Source organism: Dactylosporangium cerinum (assembly GCF_042653625.1).
Taxonomy (GTDB): domain Bacteria; phylum Actinomycetota; class Actinomycetes; order Mycobacteriales; family Micromonosporaceae; genus Dactylosporangium; species Dactylosporangium cerinum.
On sequence record NZ_JBHSIU010000008.1, the window covers coordinates 72,670 to 95,527 of the forward strand.

General features: G+C 72.3%; 21 protein-coding genes and 1 pseudogene. 9 read left to right on the plus strand and 13 right to left on the minus strand.

Annotated elements, in window-relative coordinates:
* Nucleotides 1–64: 64 nt before the first annotated feature.
* Nucleotides 65–625 (minus strand): TetR/AcrR family transcriptional regulator, encoded by a 561-nt coding sequence (locus ACFPIJ_RS05070; protein ID WP_380113423.1) that lies wholly within the window; start codon nt 623–625, stop codon nt 65–67.
* A 77-nt stretch (nt 626–702) separates the two neighbouring features.
* On the opposite strand from ACFPIJ_RS05070, the gene ACFPIJ_RS05075 reads away from it, so the two are divergent.
* The gene (locus ACFPIJ_RS05075) at nt 703–1,119 is read left to right on the plus strand and encodes a tautomerase family protein (RefSeq protein ID WP_380113424.1); all 417 of its coding nucleotides are present in this window, start codon (nt 703–705) and stop codon (nt 1,117–1,119) included.
* Between the two features lie 11 nt (nt 1,120–1,130).
* Here ACFPIJ_RS05075 and ACFPIJ_RS05080 read toward each other — a convergent pair whose 3' ends face one another.
* The 3 genes from ACFPIJ_RS05080 to ACFPIJ_RS05090 form a co-directional block, all read right to left on the minus strand.
* Nucleotides 1,131–1,505 carry a nuclear transport factor 2 family protein gene (locus ACFPIJ_RS05080; RefSeq protein WP_380113425.1) on the minus strand — a complete coding sequence of 125 codons (375 nt, stop codon included), beginning with the start codon at nt 1,503–1,505 and terminating at the stop codon, nt 1,131–1,133.
* A gap of 126 nt (nt 1,506–1,631) precedes the next feature.
* Entirely contained in the window at nt 1,632–2,273 is a 642-nt protein-coding gene (locus ACFPIJ_RS05085) for a nuclear transport factor 2 family protein (RefSeq protein ID WP_203853525.1), read from the minus strand.
* Nucleotides 2,274–2,390: 117 nt separating this feature from the next.
* The gene (locus ACFPIJ_RS05090) at nt 2,391–3,344 is read right to left on the minus strand and encodes a hypothetical protein (protein WP_380113426.1); all 954 of its coding nucleotides are present in this window, start codon (nt 3,342–3,344) and stop codon (nt 2,391–2,393) included.
* A gap of 66 nt (nt 3,345–3,410) precedes the next feature.
* Between ACFPIJ_RS05090 and ACFPIJ_RS05095 the strand changes: the two genes are divergently transcribed.
* On the plus strand, nt 3,411–4,025 hold the full coding sequence (locus ACFPIJ_RS05095) for a PadR family transcriptional regulator (RefSeq protein WP_380113427.1): 615 nt from the start codon (nt 3,411–3,413) through the stop codon (nt 4,023–4,025).
* Here ACFPIJ_RS05095 and ACFPIJ_RS05100 read toward each other — a convergent pair.
* Genes ACFPIJ_RS05100 through ACFPIJ_RS05110 form a run of 3 tightly spaced genes read right to left on the minus strand, consistent with a single transcriptional unit; the run spans nt 4,009 to nt 7,215 of the window.
* Complete coding sequence (locus ACFPIJ_RS05100; protein WP_380113428.1) at nt 4,009–6,189, minus strand: heavy metal translocating P-type ATPase; 2,181 nt, start codon at nt 6,187–6,189, stop codon at nt 4,009–4,011. The two genes, ACFPIJ_RS05095 and ACFPIJ_RS05100, sit on opposite strands and share 17 nt — an antisense overlap.
* Nucleotides 6,176–7,003, minus strand: coding sequence for a hypothetical protein (locus tag ACFPIJ_RS05105; protein ID WP_380113429.1), 828 nt, complete (start codon nt 7,001–7,003; stop codon nt 6,176–6,178). The genes ACFPIJ_RS05100 and ACFPIJ_RS05105 overlap by 14 nt, the downstream gene beginning before the upstream one ends.
* Entirely contained in the window at nt 7,000–7,215 is a 216-nt protein-coding gene (locus tag ACFPIJ_RS05110) for a heavy-metal-associated domain-containing protein (RefSeq protein ID WP_380113430.1), read from the minus strand. The genes ACFPIJ_RS05105 and ACFPIJ_RS05110 overlap by 4 nt, the downstream gene beginning before the upstream one ends.
* A gap of 104 nt (nt 7,216–7,319) precedes the next feature.
* On the opposite strand from ACFPIJ_RS05110, the gene ACFPIJ_RS05115 reads away from it, so the two are divergent.
* The 5 genes from ACFPIJ_RS05115 to ACFPIJ_RS05135 all read left to right on the plus strand — a co-directional run bounded on the left by ACFPIJ_RS05115 (nt 7,320) and on the right by ACFPIJ_RS05135 (nt 14,009).
* Nucleotides 7,320–7,613, plus strand: coding sequence for a metal-sensitive transcriptional regulator (locus ACFPIJ_RS05115; RefSeq protein ID WP_203853531.1), 294 nt, complete (start codon nt 7,320–7,322; stop codon nt 7,611–7,613).
* Between the two features lie 188 nt (nt 7,614–7,801).
* Nucleotides 7,802–9,721, plus strand: coding sequence for a discoidin domain-containing protein (locus ACFPIJ_RS05120; RefSeq protein WP_380113431.1), 1,920 nt, complete (start codon nt 7,802–7,804; stop codon nt 9,719–9,721).
* A 63-nt stretch (nt 9,722–9,784) separates the two neighbouring features.
* Entirely contained in the window at nt 9,785–11,704 is a 1,920-nt protein-coding gene (locus tag ACFPIJ_RS05125; RefSeq protein WP_380113433.1) for an RICIN domain-containing protein, read from the plus strand.
* Between the two features lie 179 nt (nt 11,705–11,883).
* Complete coding sequence (locus ACFPIJ_RS05130) at nt 11,884–13,020, plus strand: glycosyltransferase (RefSeq protein WP_380113434.1); 1,137 nt, start codon at nt 11,884–11,886, stop codon at nt 13,018–13,020.
* Nucleotides 13,017–14,009 (plus strand): glycosyltransferase, encoded by a 993-nt coding sequence (locus tag ACFPIJ_RS05135; RefSeq protein WP_380113436.1) that lies wholly within the window; start codon nt 13,017–13,019, stop codon nt 14,007–14,009. Before ACFPIJ_RS05130 ends, ACFPIJ_RS05135 begins: the two co-directional genes overlap by 4 nt.
* On the opposite strand, the gene ACFPIJ_RS05140 is transcribed toward ACFPIJ_RS05135, so the two are convergent.
* The 5 genes and pseudogenes from ACFPIJ_RS05140 to ACFPIJ_RS05160 form a co-directional block, all read right to left on the minus strand.
* Entirely contained in the window at nt 13,996–14,229 is a 234-nt protein-coding gene (locus ACFPIJ_RS05140; protein WP_380113437.1) for an MmyB family transcriptional regulator, read from the minus strand. The two genes, ACFPIJ_RS05135 and ACFPIJ_RS05140, sit on opposite strands and share 14 nt — an antisense overlap.
* A 208-nt stretch (nt 14,230–14,437) precedes the next feature.
* Nucleotides 14,438–14,899 (minus strand): annotated as a pseudogene (locus tag ACFPIJ_RS05145) (helix-turn-helix domain-containing protein); the annotation flags it as partial.
* Between the two features lie 5 nt (nt 14,900–14,904).
* A complete protein-coding gene (locus ACFPIJ_RS05150; RefSeq protein ID WP_380113438.1) occupies nt 14,905–15,768 on the minus strand; it encodes an SDR family oxidoreductase in 864 nt (287 codons plus the stop codon).
* A 55-nt stretch (nt 15,769–15,823) separates the two neighbouring features.
* Nucleotides 15,824–16,507: a response regulator transcription factor gene (locus ACFPIJ_RS05155; protein WP_380113439.1), complete on the minus strand. Its 684-nt coding sequence runs from the start codon at nt 16,505–16,507 to the stop codon at nt 15,824–15,826.
* Nucleotides 16,508–16,557: 50 nt separating this feature from the next.
* Nucleotides 16,558–17,331 (minus strand): sensor histidine kinase, encoded by a 774-nt coding sequence (locus ACFPIJ_RS05160; protein ID WP_380113448.1) that lies wholly within the window; start codon nt 17,329–17,331, stop codon nt 16,558–16,560.
* Nucleotides 17,332–17,498: 167 nt separating this feature from the next.
* On the opposite strand from ACFPIJ_RS05160, the gene ACFPIJ_RS05165 reads away from it, so the two are divergent.
* Entirely contained in the window at nt 17,499–18,200 is a 702-nt protein-coding gene (locus tag ACFPIJ_RS05165; RefSeq protein WP_380113440.1) for an ABC transporter ATP-binding protein, read from the plus strand.
* 85 nt (nt 18,201–18,285) lie between these two features.
* Complete coding sequence (locus ACFPIJ_RS05170; RefSeq protein WP_380113441.1) at nt 18,286–20,604, plus strand: ABC transporter permease; 2,319 nt, start codon at nt 18,286–18,288, stop codon at nt 20,602–20,604.
* A 628-nt stretch (nt 20,605–21,232) separates the two neighbouring features.
* Here ACFPIJ_RS05170 and ACFPIJ_RS05175 read toward each other — a convergent pair.
* Nucleotides 21,233–22,858, minus strand: a 1,626-nt coding sequence (locus tag ACFPIJ_RS05175) for a DUF4132 domain-containing protein (protein WP_380113443.1), incomplete at its 5' end; no start/stop codon positions are given.

The following is a 22,858-nucleotide window of genomic DNA, read 5'->3' on the forward strand; positions in this document are numbered from 1 at the left end:
CGGCGAGGGGGAGTCCTGCGGGGCTCCCCCTCGCTTGTGTTTCCTGCCCTTCGGCCCTTCGGTCCTACTTGGACAGTCGGTGGGCCTGGTCCAGCAGATCGGCCGCGACCAGGTCGAACGGCTCCATGCTCTGCTCGGCCCGGCTCATCACGACCGCACCCTCCGTGGACGCGATCACCGTCGCCGCGAACCGGGCCGCCGGCTCCGCGGCCAGCCCGCCGGCGGCGAACAGCCCGGCCAGCCGGGACCGCCAGGCCCGGAAGATTTCCGCGGCGTGCGTGAGCAACTCCCCGGGCTCCGCCGCGACCGTCACCGCGAGCACCGCGCACCCGGCGCTGAACCGCGACCGCTCCAGCACGGTCCGCCACAGGTGCAGGACGTGCTCGGTGACCTCCACGACCCCGCGCCCCTCCAACTGGGCCAGCCCGTCGAGCATCCGCCCTGCCACCAGTTCCAGGGCCGACCCGACCAGCTGGTCCTTGCCCTCCGGGAAGTGGTGGTAGATCGACCCACGGGGCGCCCCGGTCGCCTTCAGCACCTCCGAGAACGAGGTCGCCTGCAACCCCTGCTTCGCCAGCAGCAGTGCCGCCCCCTCCACCATCCGCCCGCGGACGTCACCCGCCATCGCACCCTCCTTGACTATGACGGTCGGCATAATCTACGTTCTATGACGACCAGCATAGTCCAGGACGGAGCCTCGCCATGCCCATGATCGACGTCTACGCCCCCGCCGACCTCTTCCCCGCCGGCAGCGACCGCACGCTCGCCGCCCAGCTGACCGCTGCTCTGCTGCAGGCCGAGGGGGTCGCCGAGCCGGGCCCCGCCCACCTGGACAACACCGGCGCGTACATCCACCGCATGCCCGCCGAGACGGTGCACACCGCCGGCACCGACGAGGCCCGCACGGTCCGCATCCAGGTGCTGACCCCGCCCGGCGCGCTGACCAGGGAGGGCCAGCGCTCCCTGGTCGCCGAGGCGACCCGCATCGTCGCGGAGGTCAGCGCCGACCCGTCCCAGCCCGCCCGCACCTGGGTCCTGCTCACCGAGGCGGCCGAGGGCGGCTGGGGCATCGCCGGCACCGCATTCGGCCGTGAGGAGTTCGCCGCCCTGTTGCGCTGACCGCCCCGCCGTTACGGCGTGAAGTAGTCGCGGAGGTGGGCGATCCTGCCGTCGCGGACGCGGAAGATCTGGACCAGTGACATGGTGTCCGCGTCCGTGAAGGCGGCGTCGATCTCGGCGATGAAGACGTCGGGGTCGGCGGTGGTGTGCAGGACGTACCGCGACCGTCCGAAGTCGACGGTGCCCGGACTCTCGGCGGGGAGGGCATACCAGGCGGCCATGCCGGCCCGGATCGCGTCGCGGCCCTCGAGGTGGTGGGGGAAGGTGCCGCCGTGTGGGGCGAGCGGAGCCTCGTAGACCCCGTCGTCGGTGAACAGGTCGGCCAGGGCGTCCGCGTTGCGGGTCATCGCGCCTGCGTGGATGTAGCGCTCGAAGAGTTGGCTCACTCTCCATTTTATCCCCGCCCGCAGGCGGACCCGCCACCGCGCGGAGACGCCGCCCCGCGCGCGGCAGGCCGGGCACGCATCGGCGCGTCCGGCCGCCGCGGGGCGCGGGGTGTGGGGGGGGAAGCGTCAGTGCGCGACCGGGCAGCCGCCGGTCAGCTTGCCGAGGAAGTTGTTGGGGTCGTAGTAGTGCTCGACCTCGAGCAGCTTCAGGTCGTCGTTCACCTTCGCGACGCTGATGCCGAACATTTCGATGGTCTCGCCGTTGGGCTGGAAACCGTGGTATTCGCCGGTGAAAGCGCCCCAGTGGCGCCACTTGAACGTCACGACCGGCGGGGGGCTCAGGACCTCCAGAACCTCCCAGTAGAAGCCCGTCGGAAATGCCTGGTGGAAAATGTGGTGGGACGACTCGAACGATTCCTGGCCGGTTTTGTAGAACGCGCTGTCACCGATCAGGATGTTATAGCTGCCGATGTCGGCGATGTCCTGCGCGGTCGCCCACGGGCCGCCGTTGACGTTGGTCCGGAAGTGCTCGGTGACCATCGAGACCCAGGTCGCGGGGTCCTTCTTGTGCGACACCTCCATCTCGAAGACCTGCACGATCCGCTCGACGATGGCTTCGAGGGAGTCCGGGGCGAAATGGTGGGTCCGCTGCTCGGGCATCACTGTGTGCGACAGGTGGTAGTCGGGGGTGCCGTCGCGGAATTCCTGCGGGTCGGCGGCCTCGACGACGGCTGTGCGGCCTTGCAACCAGAGCGGGGTCTCAGTCAAGGACCTCGTCCTTTCAGTGATCGGGGAAGTGATCGCCTGCGATGCTGGTTGATGTGAATGGCTTCCGTCAACCCCGTTGAGTAAACCGTCCCAAGACTGAGGTAATATCGATAACCGTCAATATGTAGACTCTGTTACGGCGAGGTGTCGGCGTAATGTTGTCGCGGGGAGGCCGGTCTCCGCGGCGAGGGTGGTCCACGGCAGCCCGGCGGCCCGGCGGTCGGTGATGTACGCCCGCAGCGACGGGAACCCAAGGGAATCCGCCACCGCCTGCCCGCGGGCGTCCGCGAGGTGCCGCTTCGTCGCGTGCGGGACGGCGTCGATGCCGTGCCGGCGCAGCGCGGTCAGAACCGTCGACCTGGTCACGCCCGCCTCGGCGGCGATCGACGCGACGCTGCGGTGCTGCTCGACGTGGGTGGCTGTCAGGTACGCCCCGGTGTCCGCGAACCCGAGCCGCCGCGCGACGGGTGCGAGCCGGTCGGCAACGCTCCGCGCCGGGGGAAGGGCCGGAGCCGCGTGCCGGGAGACCCAGTCCTTGTGCAGGCCGGCCTCACGGCTGATCGCGGCCATGCTCATGCCGGCGTCGAGTCGGTCGGCGAGGTACGCCTCGAAGGTGGTGAACCCGAACCGGGCCGCGACCTCGCGGGTGAGCCGCTCGCGGTGCTGCCGGGCCCGCCGCCGGGTGCCCTCCGCGCGGGCCTGCGGGTCGATGCCGGCGAGCGTGGCGAGGGTCTTCGCGCGACGTTCGGCCGGGTGCCGGCGGCCCCGGGCGGCCTGCGCCGCGGCCAGGGTGAGGGCGCCGCTGCGGGACCGGGCGAGGGCCCGCTGCTGTGCGTGCCGGATCGCGGGTTCGACCCTGCGGGCGAGCAGTGCCGCGGCGCGGCGTTCGCGGGTGGCCGGGCCGCTGAGCGGGTTGCCCAGCTCCAGGCCGAACTCGGCGATGTAGTCGGCCTTGCTCCAGCCGTGCACCCGGAGATGGCTGGCCACGGAGAGGAACCACCGCCCGCACAGATGGCAGCGGACCCGCTCGCCGTCGGTGAGCATCTGGCCGATCGGCGCGTGGATGCGCATGAGCCGGGCCCCCTCCGCCGAGTAGTCACAGTGAGACTACCCAGCCGGGCACGTACGCTCAAGGGCGTGCTGTCGCTGGCCGAATGGATCGTCCTCACCGTGGTCGACGAGGGGCCGACGCACGGGTTCGCGATCGCCGCGCTGACCGCCGAGGACGGTGCGGTCGGGCGGGCCTGGCACGTGCCGCGGCCGATCGTGTACCGGTCGCTCGACCGGCTCGGCGCCCTCGACCTGGTCCGCGTGCAGAGCTCCGAGGCCGGCCACCGTGGGCCGCGGCGGTCGATCCTGACCAGCACCCCGGCCGGTGCGCAGGCGGTGGGGGAGTGGCTGGAGCGGCCCGTCGGGCACGTCCGGGACATGCGCTCGGAGCTGCTGGTCAAGCTCGCCCTCCGGCTGCGTCGCGACCTGCCGGCCGCCCCCCTCGTCACCGCCCAGCGGGAGACGGTGACGAGGGTGCGGACCGCGATCGAACGGCAGCGCGACGCCGAGACCGGCTTCGGCCGCATCCTGCTGACCTGGCGCTACGAGAACGCCGCCGCCGCCGAACGCTTCCTCGCCGCCGTCAGCGAAGACCCCGTCAGCGAAGACCCAAACCAAAGCCAAGGCGAAGGCGACGGCGACGGCGACGGCGACGGCCAAAGCCACGACCAGGGCGAAGACCGGATCAGCGAAGAGCCGTGAACCGCCGCAGCCGCAAACTGTTCGCCACCACGAACGCCGAGCTCAACGCCATCGCCCCACCGGCGATCATCGGGTTGAGCAGCCCCGCCGCCGCGAGCGGCACCGCGGCCAGGTTGTAGGCGAACGCCCAGAACAGGTTGCCCTTGATCGTGCCGAGGGTGCGTCTGGACAGCCGGATCGCGTCGGGCACCGCGGTCAGGTCACCGCGGACCAGCGTGAGGTCGCTTGCCTCGATGGCCGCGTCGGTGCCGGTGCCCATCGACAGGCCCAGGTCAGCCTGGGCGAGCGCGGCGGCGTCGTTGACCCCGTCGCCGACCATCGCCACGACCCGCCCCTCGCCCTGCAGGCGCCGCACGACGTCGAGCTTCCCGGCCGGTAGCACGTCCGCGATCACGTCACCCGCGTCGATGCCGACCTCGTGGGCGACGGCCAGCGCGACGGGCGAGGCGTCACCGGTGAGCAGCACGGGGCGGAGCCCGAGGGCGCGGATTCGGCGTACCGCATCCGAAGACGACGGCTTGACAGTGTCGCCGACCGTGATCAGCCCCCGCACGGCCCCGTCCCAACCGACGCCGACGACGGTCCCCGGCAGGGAGGAGGGCAGGGAGGAGGGCAGGTCGAGCGGCGTCAGCCCCTGCGCGGCCAGGAACGACGGCCGGCCGACCCAGACGGTGCGGTCCTCGACGATGCCGCTGACGCCGTGCCCGGCGTGGCTGGTGAACGACGCCACGGCCGGCCGGTCCGGCACCGCGGCCGCGACCGCCCGGGCGATCGGGTGCTCGGAGGCGTGCTCGACGGCGGCGGCGAGGCGCAGCGTGTCCGCGTGGCCGCGCACGTCCAGGACGGACATCCGGCCGGTGGTCACGGTGCCGGTCTTGTCCAGCAGCACGGTGTCGACGCGGCGGGTCGACTCCAGGACCTCCGGGCCGCGGATCAGGATGCCGAGCTGAGCGCCGCGGCCGGTGCCGACGAGCAGTGCCGTCGGGGTCGCCAGCCCGAGCGCGCAGGGGCAGGCGATGATCAGCACCGCGACCGCGGCGGTGAACGCGGCCGCCGCCGTGCCGCCGGTGCCGAGCCAGAAGCCGAGCGTGGCAACGGCCAGGGTGATCACGATCGGCACGAAGACGGCGGCGATCCGGTCGGCGAGGCGCTGCACGTCGGCCTTGCCGCTCTGCGCCTCCTCGACCAGCCGCGCCATCTGGGCCAGCTGGGTGTCGGCGCCGGTGCGGCTGACCTGGACGACGAGCCGCCCGGCGGTGTTGAGGCAGCCGCCGACGACCGGGTCGCCGGGGCCGACGTCGACCGGCACGGGCTCGCCGGTGAGCATGCTGACGTCGACCGCGGACGTGCCGTCGAGCACGACACCGTCAGCGGCGACCTTCTCGCCCGGCCGGACGACGACACGGTCGCCGGCGGTCAGCTGCTCGACCGGGACGCGGTGTTCGGTGCCGTCCGCCGCCAGGACTGCGGCATCCTTGGCGCCCAGGGAGAGCAGGGCGCGCAGGGCGCCCCCGGCCCGGCGTTTGGCCCGCGCCTCGAAGTAGCGGCCGGCGAGGATGAACACCGTCACCCCGGCGGCCACCTCCAGGTAGATGGCGTCGGCGCCGGCCCCGCGCGAGATGGTGAACTCGAACGGGTGGCGCATCCCGGGCATGCCGGCGTCGCCGAGGAACAGCGCGTAGAGCGACCAGAGGAACGCGGCGAGGGTGCCGACCGAGACGAGCGTGTCCATGCTCGCCTCGCCGTGGCGCAGGTTGCGCAGCGCCGCGACGTGGAACGGCCAGGCGCCCCACACCACGACCGGCGCGGCGAGGGTGAGTGACGCCCACTGCCACGACTCGAACTGCCAGGCCGGCACCATCGCCAGGAGGATCACGGGCACGGCGAGGGCGGCGCTGACGAGCAACCGCTGCCGGGCGGCGTCGAGCGGGTCGGAAGCATCCGAAATTTCGGATTTTTCGGCAGGGAGGACCGAATAGCCCGTCTGCTCCACCGTGGCGATCAGATCCGCGACGACCAGCGACGGCGGGAACACCACCCGTGCCTTCTCCGTGGCGTAGTTGACACTCGCCGAGACGCCGTCGAGCCGGTTCAGCTTCTTCTCGATCCGGGCCGCGCAGGCCGCGCAGGTCATCCCGCCGATCATGAGCTCAGTTGTGGGCATGCCCGCCTCCGATCCCGGTCACCGTGAACTCCGCCGTGTGCACCACGTCGCGGTGCCGGAACTGGAAGTAGAGCCGGTGGGTGCCCGACCCCGCGCCCTCGACCGCGAACCCCACGTCCGGTCCGCGGGTCGCCGGCGCCGTCGGGTGGACGTGCAGGTAGGCGAGGTCCTGCTGGGCGATCGCCACCAGGTGCCCGGCCGCGCCGAGATACGGCTGCAGGTCGGTCACCGGCCGCCCGTCGAGCGAGACGCCGAAGCTCACCCCGTCGTGCAGGTCGAGCCGCACCGTGTAGCCGTCGACGACGGTCGTCGTGATCGGCGCCGGCAGTGGCGCCGCCGAGTGCTGTACGCCGGGAACCTCGAGGTCCGTCGCGAGCACGGTGGCCGGCCCGCCGGTCGCGGTGAAGTCCGCGTAGGCCCGCCACGGCCCGCCGTCGGTGAGCGCGAGCGGCACCCGCCACGTCCCGTCCGCGGCCAGGTCGGGATGCACATGCTGGAACCCGGAGAGGTCCCGCCGCACCACGATGAGATGCAGCGGCTTCTCGTGCACCGGCTCGAAGCCTGTGACGACCCGACCGTCCGGTCCGACGACCGTGAAACTCAGGCTTCCGGAGGTGTACGGATCGAGTCTGATCGCATAGGCACCCGTGCCGGACGGTTCGCCGCCGTGGCCGCCGCCCCCGGAGTGGCCCTCGCCGGCCGGGCGGCTCTCGGCGACGGCGTCGGGCCCGGCCAGCCGCCCCACCCCGAAGGCCGCCCCGAACACCACGGCGAGGAAGGCCGCGAACACCCCGAGCCGCTTCGGGGCGTTCATGCTCGGCTGCCGACGACTTCGTAGCCGGCCTCGTCGACGGCGGCCCGGACGGCCTGCTCGTCGGCGGGACCGTCGCTGGTCACGGTCACCGCGCCGTGCTCCAGGTCGACCTGGACCGCGGTCACCCCGGCCACCCGGCCGACCTCGGTGCTCACCGCCTGCACGCAGTGCCCGCAGGTCATCCCCTTGACGGTGTAGGTCGTGCTGGCCATGTCGGCTCCTTCTGAACGCGAGATGCGGAACGTTTCGGATACCCCCCATGGGTACCTCGGCGAACCTAGCATACCCCCCGGGGGTGTGCGCTAGGATGGCTGGCATGACCACCGCCACGCCCCGCGGCTACACCGCGACCAAGGACCAGCTCCAGAGCCGGCTGCGCCGCATCGAGGGTCAGGTCCGCGGCGTGGAGAAGATGGTCGACGAGGACCGCTACTGCATCGACGTGCTGACCCAGATCAGCGCGATCCAGGCGGCCCTGGACAAGGTCGCCCTCGGCCTGCTCGACGGTCACACCCGGCATTGCATGCAGCACGGCGCCGAGGACGGCAAGGGCGAGGAGATGGCGACCGAGATGATGGCCGCCGTCGGCCGCCTGCTGCGTCGCGGCTGATCGCGCCTTTTCTGTTTCATCCACTCCGTTTCATCTGGTAGTCGCACTGCCAGTCCCACGGCCCTCACCGGTATAGGTCAACCACCTGAGGTGGTCTTGACAATCGGTGGGGGCCGATGCTGTGCTGTCCTCCGCTTCGTTACATTCATGTTTCATTTGTTACATCCGGATCTCCGGGAGAGACAGCGATGACACGACAGGTGTTACGGCTGGTGGCGATCGGTGCCGCCGTCGCCGTGGGGCTCACAGGATTCACCGAGGCGCAGGCAGCCGACTCCGTGACCGCGCGGGTGTGGGTGACGACCGTCGACGGCGCCGAGCTCATGCACGAGCGGGCCCCGGTCGCGTTCGGCCGGCCGGTCGCCGGCAACCCGAACCCGACGATCACGGTGGATCCGAGCCGCGAGTACCAGACCATGGACGGCTTCGGGGCGTCGATCACCGACTCCTCCGCCGCCGTGCTCTACCGGCTGAGCGGCACCGAACGCGAGACAGCCATGCGCGCCCTGTTCGACCCGGCCACGGGTGACGGCGTCAGCTTCCTGCGCCAGCCGATCGGCTCGTCCGACTTCACTGCCGCGAGCAGCCACTACTCGCTCGACGACGTGCCGCCGGGACAGAAGGACTGGACGCTGTCGAAGTTCAGCATCGCCCGCGACCAGCAGCAGATCCTGCCGCTGCTGCGCCGGGCGAAGCAGCTCAACCCGCAGCTGAAGATCATGGCGACGCCGTGGAGCCCGCCGGCGTGGATGAAGACCAACGACTCGCTGGTCGCCGGCTCGCTCATCGACGACCCGAAGATCTACGCCGCCTACGCGGCGTACCTGACCCGCTTCGTCCTCGCGTATAACGCCGCCGGGGTACCGGTCGACTACGTCACCGTGCAGAACGAGCCGCAGAACGGCGGCGCCAACGGCTACCCGACCACCGCCATGCGGGTCGCCCAGGAGGCCAAGGTCATCGAGATCCTCGGCCCGCTGCTGCGGATCTTCAGCCCCCGCACGAAGATCATCGGGTACGACCACAACTGGCAGACCCACCCCAACGACGTGGTCAACGTCCCGCCGGGGCAGGACCCGGAGACCGACTACCCGTACCAGCTCCTGCGGAGCCCGGCCGCCAAGTGGCTCGCCGGGACCGCGTACCACTGCTACTACGGCGACCCGTCCGCGCAGACCGCCCTGCACGACGCGTTCCCGGCCAAGGGCATCTGGTTCACCGAGTGCTCCGGCTCGCACGGCGCCGCCGACCCGCCGGCACAGTTCTTCCGCGACACCCTGAAGTGGCACGCCCGCACCATCGCGATCGGCACGACCCGCAACTGGGCGAAGTCGGCGGTCAACTGGAACATCGCCCTCGACTCCACCGGCGGCCCGCACCTCGGCGGCTGCGACACCTGCACCGGGCTGATCACGGTGCAGCCGGACGGCACGTTCACCACCAACGCCGAGTACTACACGATCGGGCACCTGTCGCGGTTCGTGAAACCCGGCGCGGTCCGGATCGCCAGCACCTCGTTCGGCACCACGGGCTGGAACGGCCAGATCATGGACGTCGCGTTCCGCAACCCCGACGGATCGACGGCGCTGGTCGTGCACAACGAGAACGACGACCCCCGGACGTTCACCGTCGCCGCCGGCGGCCGCACGTTCGACTACACGCTGCCCGGCGGCTCGCTCGCCACGTTCACCTGGCCCCGCAACCGGGTGCTCGACGACGGGCTGCAGCTGCTGTCGCTGAAGGGTGCCACCGCCACGTCGCTGCCCGCGTCCGCCGACGCGAAGCTCGCCGTGGACGAGGACGCCTCGACCCGATGGTCCGCCGGCCAGGCTCAGGAACCCGGCCAGTACCTGCAGGTCGACCTCGGCGGTGCTCAGCGCTTCCGCCGCGTCGCGATCGACAGCGGCGGCAGCATCGGCGACTACGCGCGCTCCTGGGAGCTCGCCGTCAGCGACGACGGCACCTCCTGGCATGTGGTCGCCTCCGGCGCCGGCACCGGCCAGCTCACCAACGTCGACGTCAAGGCCCGCGCCCGCTACCTGCGGGTGACGAACACGGGCACGAGCGGCAGCTGGTGGAGCCTGGCCGACCTGCGCCTCTACGCATAACCCGGGGACCGGCGGGGCCCGCCCGCCCCGCCGGTCTGCCCAACCCCCAGAAGGGACCCCCGCATGACCCTCCCTGGCTCCAGGAAGCGTCTCCTGGCCACCTGCGCCACCGGCGCGATGCTCGCCGGCGGCACCGCGTACGTGGTCACCCAGGCGTCGCCCGCCCTCGCCGCCACCAACGCCAGCGTCTGGCTGACCACGCCGGACCGCGCGAACCAGCTCACGAAGAAGGCCGACGTCGCGTTCGGCACCGCCGGCAGCGGCTCGACGATCACCGTCAACCCGAACACGACCTACCAGTCGATGGTGGGCTTCGGTGCGTCGTTCACCGACTCGTCCGCTTCACTGATCTACAACTCGTCCGCCCGCAACACTGTCATGAACGCGCTGTTCAACCCGTCCAGCGGGATCGGCCTGAGCTTCCTGCGCCAGCCGCTGGGCGCGTCGGACTTCTCGCTGAACTTCTACACGTACGACGACGGCGCCGCCGACCCGAACCTGACCCGGTTCTCGGTCGCGCACGACCAGGCGTACATCCTGCCGCTGCTGACCCAGGCCCGGTCGCTGAACCCGTCGCTGTCCACGATGGTCGTGCCGTGGAGCGCCCCGGCCTGGATGAAGACCAACAACAACCTGGTCGGCGGCTCGCTGAGCACCAGCTACGAGGCCACGTTCGCCAACTACCTGGTCAAGTCCGTCCAGGCGTACCAGGCGGCGGGCGTGCCGGTGCAGTACCTCAGCATCCAGAACGAGCCGCAGTTCTCCCCGCCCGGCTACCCCGGCATGCTGATGTCGGCCTCGCAGCAGGCGGCGATCATCAACAACCTCGCGCCGAAGCTGTCCGCGGCCGGGCTCAGCACCAAGATCCTCGCCTGGGACCACAACTGGGACAACACGTCGTTCCCGCAGCAGGTCCTCGCCGCCACCGGCAACAACACCGCCGGCACCGCGTGGCACTGCTACGGCGGCGACCCGAGCGGGCAGAGCACGGTGCGCAACGCGTACCCGAACAAGGACATCTTCTTCACCGAGTGCTCCGGCGTCGAGTCCGGCAACACCTTCGCCGACTCGCTGCTGTGGCAGGGCCGCAACCTCGCCATCGGCGCCACCCGCAACTGGGCGAAGACCGTCACCACCTGGAACCTGGCGCTCAACCCCTCGCACGGCCCGGTCATCGGCAGCTGCACCAACTGCATGGGCGTGGTCACCGTCAACGGCGGCAGCGTCACGTACAACGCCGAGTACTACGTCCTCGGGCACCTCGCGAAGTTCGTCAAGCCCGGCGCGGTCCGCATCGAATCGACCGGCTACGGGCAGGGCGGCATCGAGAACGTCGCCTTCCGCAACCCCGACGGCTCGATCGTCCTCGTCGCGGTGAACTCCGGCGGCGCCCAGAACTTCCAGGTGTCCTTCGGCGGCTCGTCGTTCGGCTACAACCTGCCGGGCGGCTCCATGGCGACCTTCACCTGGCCCGGCGGCCCGGTCACCCCGACGTCGCAACCGCCCGTCACGTCGCAGCCGCCGGCGACCTCGATCGACCCCAGCAAGTGGTACCAGGTGATCAACACCAACAGCGGCAAGTGCCTGGACGACGCCGGCTGGGGCACCGCCAACGGCACCGCGCTGCAGCAGTGGACGTGCGGCGCCGCGGCCGCGACCAACCAGCAGTGGCAGTTCCGTCCCACCAGCAACGGCTACTACCAGGTCGTCAACCGGTTCGCGCCGAACCTGGTCTGGGACGTCAACGGCGGCGCCGGCGCGACCGGCGACGGCGCCCAGGTCCACCTCTGGGGCTACGGCGGCGGCACCAACCAGCAGTGGCTGCCGGCCGCGCTGAGCGGTGGCGCGTTCCGCTTCACCGCCCGCAACAGTGGGAAATGTCTCGACGTCCGGGACGTTTCGACCGCTGACGGTGCGTTGCTGCAGCAGTGGGGCTGCACGGGCGGCCCCGCACAGTCGTTCCGCCTGGTCACGCAAGGGTGACCCGCGTCCCGGGAGCCTTCGCCAGGGCTCCCGGGGCGTCACCGGGTGTACTGTTCGGGGCATCCCGGAAACCAGCGGCCCTCCCAGGTGCTCCGCAATCCCGGCGTTCTCGGTCGTCTTGACGGTCACCGTGCCCTCCTTCCGGTGCTTGCCGCGGCGCCGGCGAGAGGTTCGGCCACATGGCGATCAGTTATGGCTTTCTCAGCACGCATCCGCCGACGCTCTGCGGGCTCGCCAGCTTCAACTCGGCCCTCGCCGGGCAGCTGCCCGCCGAGCGGCGGCCGCACGGCATCGTCCGCGTGACCGCGGCCGGCGACGACCAGCGGGCGAGGGCGGACGTCACCCACACGTGGCGCTCGGGACCCGGTGAAGGCTGGCGCGGCGCCGCCGACGTGCTCGGCGGTTACGATGTCGCCGTCGTGCAGCACGAGTACGGCATCTATCCCGGCCGCGACGGCGAGGACGTGCTGCCGCTGCTGCGCCGGCTGACCGTGCCGAGCATCGTCGTGCTCCACACGGTGCTGACCCGGCCGAGCCACGCGCAGCGGACGCTGCTGGAGAAGATCATGGTGGCCGCCAGCGCCGTCGTGACGCTGACCGGCACCGCCCGTGACCGGCTCCTCGCCGGCTACGCGGTCGACGCCGCCAAGGTCAACGTCATCCCGCACGGCGTCGACACCCCGGTGGCCGACCCGGCTCGCGACGGTGCCCAGCCGCACCTGCTGACCTGGGGCCTGCTCGGCCCCGGCAAGGGCATCGAGTGGGCGGTGCGGGCCCTCGCGCGGCTGCGCGACCTCGACCCGAAACCGACCTACACGATCGCGGGGCAGACCCACCCGAAGGTGCTCGAGCATGAGGGCGAGGCGTACCGGTCCGGGCTGCAACGGCTCACGCACCTGCTGGACATGGCGCAGCTCGTCCGGTTCCGCGGCGAGTATCTGGACCGGGCTGCCCTGTCGGGGCTCGTCCGCTCCGCCGACGTGGTCGTCCTGCCGTACGACTCCCGCGAGCAGGTGACCTCCGGCGTCCTCGTCGAGGCCGTCGCCGCCGGGATCCCGGTCGTCGCGACCGCCTTCCCGCATGCCGTCGAGCTCCTCGCCGACGGGCCCGGCCTCGTCGTGCCGCACCAGGACGCGGCCGCCCTCGCCGGCGCGATCCGGCGCATCCTCACCGAGCCCGGCCTGGCCGCCGACCTGACCAGCCGCGGCCGCCCGTTGACCGCGGCGGCGCGGTGGCCGGTCGTCGCGCAGCGCTACGCGGAGCTCGCCCGCGGCCTGATCCGCACGCGGTCCGGCCTCGCCGCAGTCGCGGCGTGACCGCCGATTTTGTTCACCTGATCCGGCTCACCGACGACACCGGGCTGTTCGAGCACGCCCGCCACGCGACGGTGCGGCGCGGGCACGGCTACTGCACCGACGACGTCGCCCGGGGGCTGCTGGTCACCAGCCGCGAGCCGGACCCGTCACCGGCGGTGCTGCGGCTCGCGGAGTGCTACCTGACGTTCCTCGCGCACGCCCAGGACGGCACCGGCGCCTTCCACAACCGCCTCGGCCACGACCGGCGCTGGAGTGATGAGCCCGGCCTCGGCGACTGGTGGGGCCGGGCCGTGTGGGGACTCGGCACCGCCGCCGCGCGCAGCACTGCACCGTGGATCCGGCAGGAGGCGCTGGGCATGTTCCTGCTCGGCGCCACGCGCCGGTCGGCCGCGGTGCACGCGATGGCCTACGCGGGGCTCGGCGCCGCCGAGGTGCTACGCGCCGACCCGGGGAACACCGTCGCCGCGGTCCTGCTGCGCGACGCGGCCGCGGCGGTCGGCTGGCCCGCCGAAGACCCGCTGTGGCCCTGGCCGCTGGAGCGGCTCACCTACGGCAACGCGTCCCTCGCCGAGGTCGTCGTCGCGGCCGGTCACCTCCTGCGCGACGACGCGCTGCTCGCCGGTGGCCTGCGCATGCTGCGCTGGCTGCACGGCGTCCAGGAGTCCGACGGCAGGCTGTCGGTCGTCGCCGCCACCGGCTGGCGGCGCGACGGTCCGCGCGAACGCTACGACCAGCAGCCGATCGAGGTCGCCGCGCTCGCCGACGCCGCCGCGACGGCCACCGCCGCGACCGGCCAGCGCCACTGGGACCTGGTCGTGCGACAGGCGGCCGGCTGGTTCCTCGGCGACAACGACGGCGGCGTCGCGATGTGGGACCCGCTGACCGGCGGCGGGTTCGACGGCCTCACCCAGGACGGGCCCAACCTCAACCAGGGCGCGGAGTCCACGCTCGCGTACCTTTCCACCATGCAGGTCGCTACGGGGCGATGACCCGCAGCAACGCCAGCTTCTCCGCGCTCTCGGTCCCCGGGACGACGGTGAACACCAGCAGCGCCTGCGACTGGTCCGGGTCCAGCAGCGTCTGGCAATACAGCTCCAGGACGCCGAGCTCCGGGTGCGCTATCCGTTTCAGGTCCGTGTGGCGTGCCCCGACGTCGTGCGCCGCCCAGGCCGCGGCGAACTCGGGGCTGGCCGTCAGCAGTGTCTGCACCAGCGTCGCGGCCCTGCCGTTTCGGCCTTCGCGGGGGTGTACGCCTCCCGCAGCAACGCCGTGAACACCCGCGCGTGCGTGGGGTGATCCTCCGCCGGGTACACGTCGCGGGAGGCGGGATCGGTGAACCAGCGGTGCACGACGCTGCGGGCCGGCCCTCGAACGCCGTCTCGTCCCCGAAGAGGGCGACCGCGAGGCGGGTCTGCACGAGCGTCTCGCCGAGCGAGTTCATCACCTGCGCCGGGGTGTCGTCGAGCCGGTCCAGGATCCGCATCATGCCGGGATTGACGTGGTCGGCGCGGGCGAAGCGGTGCGGCGCCAGATGACCGCCGAGCCGGTCCAGGATCCGCATCATGCCGGGATTGACGTGGTCGGCGCGGGCGAAGCGGTGCGGCGCCAGATGACCGCCGAGCCGGAACAGGTGGTCCCGCTCCTCCACGGACAGCCGCAGGCCGCGGGCCAGGGCGGCGAGCATCTGCTCCGACGGGTTCGGGCCGCGCTGCTGCTCGATGCGGCCGTAGTAGTCGGCCGACATGCCGCACAGCGCGGCGACCTCCTCCCGCCGCAGGCCGCCGGTGCGGCGGCGCGGGCCGCGGGGCAGCCCGACGTCCTCCGGCTGCAGGGCCTCCCGCCGGGTGCGCAGGAAGGCCGCCAACTGTGCCCGGTCCATGCCACTCACCCTATGAGCTTCTCGCTGACGGCCCAGACCTGTTCGGCGTCCCGCAGGTCCCGGGCGCTGCGGTACAGCCGCTGCTCCACCGGCGCGCCCGCGAGGTGCGCGGGGCCGCCCGGGCCGTAGAAGCCGCCGCCGCGCGCGTCCGGGCTGGTCGCCGCGTACAGCGCCGGCCGGGCGCCCCGGTCGGCGGTCTGCACCAGGATCCCGGCCCGCGACAGGCGCTTGAACCAGCGGTCCAGCGGCGTCGCCGCCTGCAGGTTGGTCGAGGCCAGACCGGGGTGGGCGGCGTTGCTGGTGATGCCCCAGCCGTTGCCGGTGCTGCGCCGGTCGAGCTCCAGCGCGAACAGCAACTGCGCGAGCTTCGACTGGTTGTAGGCGCGCATCGGCCGGTAGGCGCGTTCGCTCTGCAGGTCGTCCCAGGCGATCCGGCCGTCGCGTGCGCCGAAGCTGACCACCGATGTCACCCTCGCCCGGCCTTCCCGCAGTCGCGGCAGCAGGTGGTGCACGAGCGCGAAGTGGCTCAGATGGTTCGTGGCGAACTGCAGCTCCAGCCCGTCGCGGGAGATCTGCCGCGCCGGCGGCGCCATCACGCCCGCGTTGTTCACCAGCAGGTGGACGGGCCGGTCGACGCGCTCGGCGAACGCTTGTACATCGTCCAGCGACGCGAGGTCGGCCCGTCGCAGCGTCTTGGCGTGGATGTGGGCGAGGGTCCGTCCGGCCTTGGCGAGGTCCCGCACCGGCAGGACGAGCTCGGCACCCGCGGCGGCGAGCCGCCCGGCCAGTGCCCGGCCGAGTCCGTCGCTGGCGCCGGTGACGATCGCGAGCCTGCCGGTCAGGTCCGGAACGGTGAGATCGAGGGTCATGCCGTCCAGCGTCGGGCCGGCGGCCGGGTGGATGAAGGCTCAGCTCATCCGGGGACTACTTGTCCCCGGGCACGACCAGGCCGGTCTCATACGCCACCACCACCGCCTGCGCCCGGTCCCGCAACGCGAGCTTGGCGAAGATGCGGGCCACGTGGGTTTTCACGGTGGCCTCGCTGAGGTACAGGTCGGCGGCGAGCTCGGCGTTGGACCGGCCGCGGCCCATCAGGGCGAGGACCTCCCGCTCGCGGGGCGTCAGCGGGGCGAGGGCCTCACCGGTCGGCTGGGGCGCCTTCGCCGGCTCGTCCTGGGCCGCGAAACGCTCCACCAGGCGGCGGGTGATGGACGGCGCGAGCAGCGCGTCGCCGGTGCCGACGAGCCGGACCGCGCCGGCGAGGTGGTCGGCGGTCACGTCCTTGAGCAGGAACCCGCTCGCCCCGAGACGGAGCGCGGCATACACGTACCGGTCCAGGTCGAACGTGGTCAGCATCAGCACCCGGCAGGCGGGCAGCAGCTCCAGGATCCGCCGGGTCGCCTCCAGCCCGTCCATGACCGGCATCCGGATGTCCATCAGGACCACGTCGGGGCGCAGTCGCTGGGCGGCCTCGACCGCCTGCGCACCGTCCGCCGCCTCCCCGACCACGTCGATGCCGCGGGCGGTCAGGATGAGCCGGAACCCGGTCCGGATCAGCTCCTGGTCGTCGACGATGAGGACGCCGGGCTGTCGTGGTTCTTCGTTCATGGCGGGTTCAGGGTTCATAGCGGGTTCAGGGTTCATGGCGGGACCAGGGTTCATGGCGGGTCCAGGGGAATGCGGGCGCGGACGCGGTAGCCGCCGCCGAGCCTCCGCCTGGCGTCGAGGTCGCCGCCGTAGACCGCGACCCTGGCCCGCAGGCCGGCGAGGCCGCGCCCGGCGGTCCCTTTCGGCCGGCTGGGAGGGTCGGCCTTCAGCACGCTCGGCCCGGAGTTGAGGACCTCGACGCGCAGGGACCGCTCGGCGTAGCGGACCGTCACCTCGGCCTTGCCGCCGTCGCCGTGTTTCAGCGCGTTGGTCAGGGCCTCCTGCACGATCCGGTACGCGGTCAGGTCCACCCCGGCGGGCAGCGGCCGCGGCTCGCCGGAGATCCGGACCTCGACCGGCAGCCCGGCGAACGCGACCCGGTCCACCAGCGCCGACAGCCGGTGCAGGCTGGGCTGCGGCTCCAGGGCGTCGCCGCCGTCCTCCGGATCGTCCCCACCGGCGGCGCCCGGAGCGAGCAGGCCGAGGAGGTGCCGCAGCTCCGTCAGCGCGCCCCGGCCCGCGTCCTCCACGGCACGCAGCGCGGTCGCCGCCTCGCCGGGCATCGTGGTCAGCACCTCCCGGGCCGCGGACGCCTGCACGACCATCACGCTGACCGTGTGGCTGACGATGTCGTGCAGCTCCCGGGCGATCCTGGCCCGCTCCGCGTCGACCGCGGCCCGCGCGGCCAGCTCCCGCTCCCGCTCCAGCAGCCAGCCGCGCTCGCCGAGGGCCTGCGCGTGCCGGCGTCGGGCCCGCCGCAGCGCCAGCGCCAGCCCGGCGGCCACGGCGCACACGGCCGCCAGCGCGACGCCGAGTGCTGCAGAGGTCCACACCTGCCCACCTTCGCAGACGGCCTCCCGCGTCGCGTACTCCCACGGGATGACGTTTGCCCGCCGTGAGTGGATCTGGGGAAGGACGCGCCGGCGCCGTGACCGGCCCTACGTTCTTGGGTATGAGCGTGGACGAGGGACGTGTGGTGGTGCGGCTCGACGGGGTGCGCAAGGAATACGGCGACACCACGGCGCTGGACGGGGTGTCGCTGGAGATCCGGGCGGGCGAGGCCGTCGCCGTGATGGGCCCGTCGGGCTGCGGCAAGTCGACACTGCTCAACATGATCGCCGGCCTGGACCGCCCGACCGCCGGCAACGTCGTCGTGCACGACGAGCACCTCGGCCGGCTCACCGAGACCGGGCTGGCTCTGTTCCGCCGCAAGCGGATCGGCATGATCTTCCAGTTCTTCAACCTCCTGGACGACCTGCCCGCCCTGGAGAACGTGGCGCTCGCCGCCCAGCTCACCGGGGTCTCCGCGGGCCAGGCCCGGCGGCGGGCCCTGGAGCTGCTCGACGAGCTCGGCATCGCCGACCGGCGCAATGCCTACCCGGCGGTGCTCAGCGGCGGCGAGCGGCAGCGGGTCGCGGTCGCCCGCGCGCTGATGAACCGCCCGGCGCTGCTGCTCGCCGACGAGCCGACCGGCGCGCTGGACAGCCACGCCGGCGAGCAGGTGATGGACCTGCTGCTCGACCTCAACCAGATCGGCCAGACGCTGCTACTGGTAACCCACGACGAGCGGCTGGCGGAGCGCTGCGCCAACCGGGTCGTCTCCGTCGCCGACGGCCGCATCGTCGGCGAACGCAGCCTGGAGCGCTCGCTGTGAGCGGTCCGGAGCGGAGCGGAGGGGCCGTGAACCAGGGGCTCAGTGCAGGCGCGGGCCGTCGCCGGAGCGTAGCGGAGGTGGCGGCATGAGCGCGGTGTGGCGGGCCGCTCGGGCCGCGGTGCGGCGGCGCAAGCTGCAGACCGTCGTCATCGGCATCGTCGTGCTGTTCTCGGCCGCCACGCTCGTGGTCGCGCTGCGGCTGCTGGACGCGTCGACAGCACCGTTCGACCGCGTCTTCAACGACCAGGCCGGCGCCCACGTGGTCGCCGTCTACGAGCCGGGCGCCGCCGGGTCCACCACCGCGCCGGCCGGCGCCGTCGCGGTCGCCGGGCCGTTCGAGCAGGTGGTGCTGCCCGCGCCGACGGACACGGGCCGGATACACCTGTCCGACTCGCTGACCGTCGTCGGGCGCGCCGACCCCGCCGGACCGGTCGACCGGGTCGAGCTGTGGGACGGCCGCTGGGCGACCGCGCCGGGCGAGATCGTGATCGCGGACCTGCCGCCGGCGGCCGGCTACCACCCGCAGTCGCAGGTCGGCACCGTCATGCACCTGCGCGACGGCACCGCGCTCACGGTGGTCGGCTTCGGCTACAGCGTCAGCCGCACCGCCGACGCATGGGTCGCCCCCGCGCAGCTGGCGCGGCTGCACCCGACCACGGTCCAGGTGCTGTACCGCCTGCGCGGCGAACCCGACGCTCCCTCCGTCGCCGCCTTCACCGCCGCCCTGCCCTCCGGCGGGCTGCTCGCCACCAGCTCCTACCTGGTGATCAAGGAGGCGGTGGCGGCCGGCCCGGGCGCCTACGTGCCGTTCCTCATCGTCTTCGGGATCCTCGGGCTGCTCGTCGCCGTCCTCGTCGTCGCCAACGTCGTCAGCGGGGCGGTCGTCTCCGGCTACCGGCACATCGGCGTCCTCAAGGCCCTCGGCTTCACCCCGGTCCAGGTCGTCGCGGTCTACCTGACGATGGTCTCCGTCCCCGCGGTGGTCGGCGCGGTGCTCGGCAGCGTCGCCGGCGAATACGCGGCCCGCCCACTGCTGTCCAACGCCTTCCAGGGCCTCGGCTTCCACGGTGACGTCGGCAACGGCCTCGGGGTGCAGGTCACGGCGGCCGCCGGGATCCTGGTCGTGGTGCTGCTCGCCGCGCTGCTGCCGGCGTTGCGGGCCCGCCGGCTCCCGGCCGCCGAGGCGATCAGCGCCGGCAGCGCCCCCCGCAGCGGCCGGGGGCTGCGGGTGCAGCGGTGGCTGAGCGGGGCCCGGCTGCCCCGGTCGGTGAGCCTCGGGCTCGGGCTGCCCTTCGCCCGGCCGGCCCGCACCGCCCTGACCGTGGCTGCGGTCGTGCTCGGCGTGACGACGGTGACGTTCGCCAGCGGCCTGGCCACCACCGTCGCGCGGTACTCCACCATCGCCGACCGCAACGAGACCGCGCCGATCGCGGTCCGGGCGCTGAACCCGGAATTCCAGCAGGGCACGACGACCCGCTCCGACGAGGACATCGAGCGGCTGCTGCGGTCACTGCCCGGCACCCGGCACGTCACCGCCGTGCTCGGCAAGGAGGTCGCCGTCGTCGGGCAGACCCAGGCCATCCCGGTGGTCTTCCTGCGCGGCGACCGCGACGAGGTCGGGCTCAAGGAGTCGCTCGTCGAGGGCCGCTGGCTGCGCGGCGCCGGCGAGGTCGTCGTGCCGTCGGCGCTGCTGCACGAGCGCGGCATCCACATCGGGGACCGGCTCACGCTCGAACTCGACGGCCACCGCACCGAGGTGACCGTCGTCGGCGAGACGATGAGCGCCTCGATCGGCGACCCCGGCCTGCTCACCGCCTGGGAGACCCTGCAGCGACTGGACCCGCAGGAGCCGATCGCCAACCACGAGGTGATGTTCGAGATCGCCGTCACCCCCGGCACCGGCATCCCGGCCTATCTCGCGTCGGTCCGCGCGGCCGACCCCGGCCTCAACGCGTGGGACAACGTGGGCGTCAACTCGTTCACCGTCTCGATGATCAGCCTGTCGACCGCGCTGTCGCTGATGCTCGGCGTCGTGGCCGCACTGAGCGTCCTCAACACGGTGCTGCTCAACGTCCGGGAGCGCCGCCGCGACCTCGGCATGCTCAAGTCGATCGGCATGACACCCCGGCAGGTCGTCGTGATGACGGTGACGTCGATGGCCGGCCTCGGCCTGCTCGGCGGGCTGGTCGGCGTCCCCGTGGGCGTGCTGGCCTACCGGTTCGTCGTGCCGCTGGCCACGAGCGCGGCGAAGGTCGACGTCCCGCTCGCGCTGCTCGACGTGTGGCAGCCGGGGACCCTGCTGCTCCTGGCTGTCACCGGCGCTGTGATCGCGGTCCTCGGCGCTCTGGTCCCGGCCCGCGCCGCCGCCCGGCTCACCATCGCGGAGGTCTTGCGCACCGAGTGACCGTGGTTGCGGTCCGCGGTTCTGGTCAGCATGACCTTCAAATATTCGCCCAAACGTTGCGGGGACTTGATGGCACCGCCCGGCCGCTGGCGCGTCCGTGCGACAGGGTGGCGTGGTCCCGGTCCGTGCCGTCTCGCGGTGATACCAAGCCAGGCCCGCACTCACATGATCCAGCGCCGTCGAGGTCGTCATTCGGTGGTCCCACACCGCCGCCGGTCACAAACAACCCGGTGGATCCTCGCTACCCGGTGAATCGCTGTTGTCCCACGGGGGGTAATCCACCGGGTAGTTCAAGATTTCCGTTCGGGAGCGCTGGTACCGACCGGTCCAGTGATCGATGGTTTTCGTTTCTTGGCTGCAGGCGGTGTTGTAGCACCGAATGATGACCTCGACGGCGGTGGATCATGTGAGTGCGGACCTGGCTTGGGATCACCGCGAGACGGCTACGAGGGTGACCACGCAACCCTGTCGCACGGCCGAAGGCCGGGCGGTGCCATCAAGTCCCCGCAACGTTGGGCGAATATTTGAAGGTCTGGTCGAAAAACCCACCCGAACCGCAACGCAAGGCAACAAACACGGCGGGGTACAAACTGCATCAACCGGGCCAGGCGAAAGCCGCAGCCCGGGCTCAGGTCACGATCCGCAGGTCATGGATCAGCTCAGAGAAGACAACCCGCGGCAGGTCAGCAAACGTCCGGCTGCCGGCACCCGCGAGGACCACCACGCCGACCGTCTGCGGCAGCGCGGAGTCGACCGTGTCCGAGGCATGCCAGCCCGGGTCGGTCTCCAGCACCGCGTGCACGCCGCCGCCGAGCGGCTTGGCCATCTGGACACCAACGTCGTACCACCGCGTCCAGCCATGCCGTTCCAAGCCACGCAGCACGGCATACGTCGTCTTGTGCCCCGCGAAACGATCAATGCCCGTGGCACTGCGCTCAGCAGCAGCGATCTCATAGAAGGGCCGGCCGAGCTGCTCGAACGGCTGGAGCAACTCATAGTCAGCGAAGACCTCGACCCAGGCGGCAAGGGTCCCAGTGGCGGGGGAGCCTGTGGGAAGGGTGCCCGTGGGGAGGGCGCCTGTGGGAAGGGTGCCCGTGGGGAACTCGAGCGGGTGCAGGACGCCGAGGGTCGCGCCGGGTGGCAGGGTCGCGGGCTCGTCGGTCGCGGTGGCGAGGGTGCCGTCCTCGGCGACGCGGACCGTGGACACGAGGGTGGTGCCGTCGAAGGCGCCCCAGACGAGGCGGCGGGCGAGGTGGCTCATCCAGGGGTGGGTGGCGAACCGGTCGAGGAAGATGGCGGCGGGAACGCGGCGGCCGGTGCACATGGCCCGCTCCAGCCGGGACACGTGCAGCGCCGCCGAGGCACGGGCCTCCTTGCGCAGCGCGGCGATGCGGTCCTTCGCCCGCTTGTGCCGCTGCTTGTCCTCGCCGCGGGCCGGTTTGGGCAGCTCGGCGTGGACCCGGCCGGTGGCGTCGCGGACGACGGGCAGGAGTTGGTGGTCGAAGGCGATCCGGAACACACCGGCGTCGGTGTCGACCGTGCCGCCGCCGTCGTCGTCGAGGCCGAGGGTCGGCACGAGCCGGTCGGCGAGCTCGTCGGGGGTGAGGCCGCGCAGGTCCGCGATCGCCTCGATGTGCTGACGGGCGACGCTCTTGAACACGGGGAACCTCGACTTCTCGGCGAGCAGGTTGAGCTCGATGAGAGCGGCGTCGGTGCCGCGGTGCCGCAGCGCGTCGAGCGCGGCCTGCGCACGGGCGCTGGCGCCCTGGCCGGGCCAGTGCTTGGCGTCGGCAGCGACCCGGCGGGCACCGGCATCGTCGCCGATGAGCCCGACGGCCTGCATGCACCAGCCGTCGGCGGCGGGTGCACCGGCGGCGAGCCAGCGCTCGAAGAGCTCCAGCGCGAACGCAGCCCGCGACTCGGCCGTCCACGCCTTACGGGCGGCAAGAACGCCGGGATGCACCGTGTCGGCATCACAAACCGCGAGGCGCACCAGCAGACCCTCGACAACGTCAGCATCCGCGACCATTCCGGCCTCCGCGGCGCGTGTTCTGGTGGTGGCGTCCACGCCCGCCCGGTCCACGAGCGTTCCGACGCGTGCGCCCGCTCCGACGTCCGCGCCCGTTCCGGTGCCCGCACCCGCGACCACTCGGACGTCCACGCCTGCTCTGACGTCCGCGCCCGTTCCCGCGTCCGCGCCTGTTCTGCCGTCCGCGTCCGCGCCTGTTCTGCCGTCCGCGTCCGCGCCTGTTCT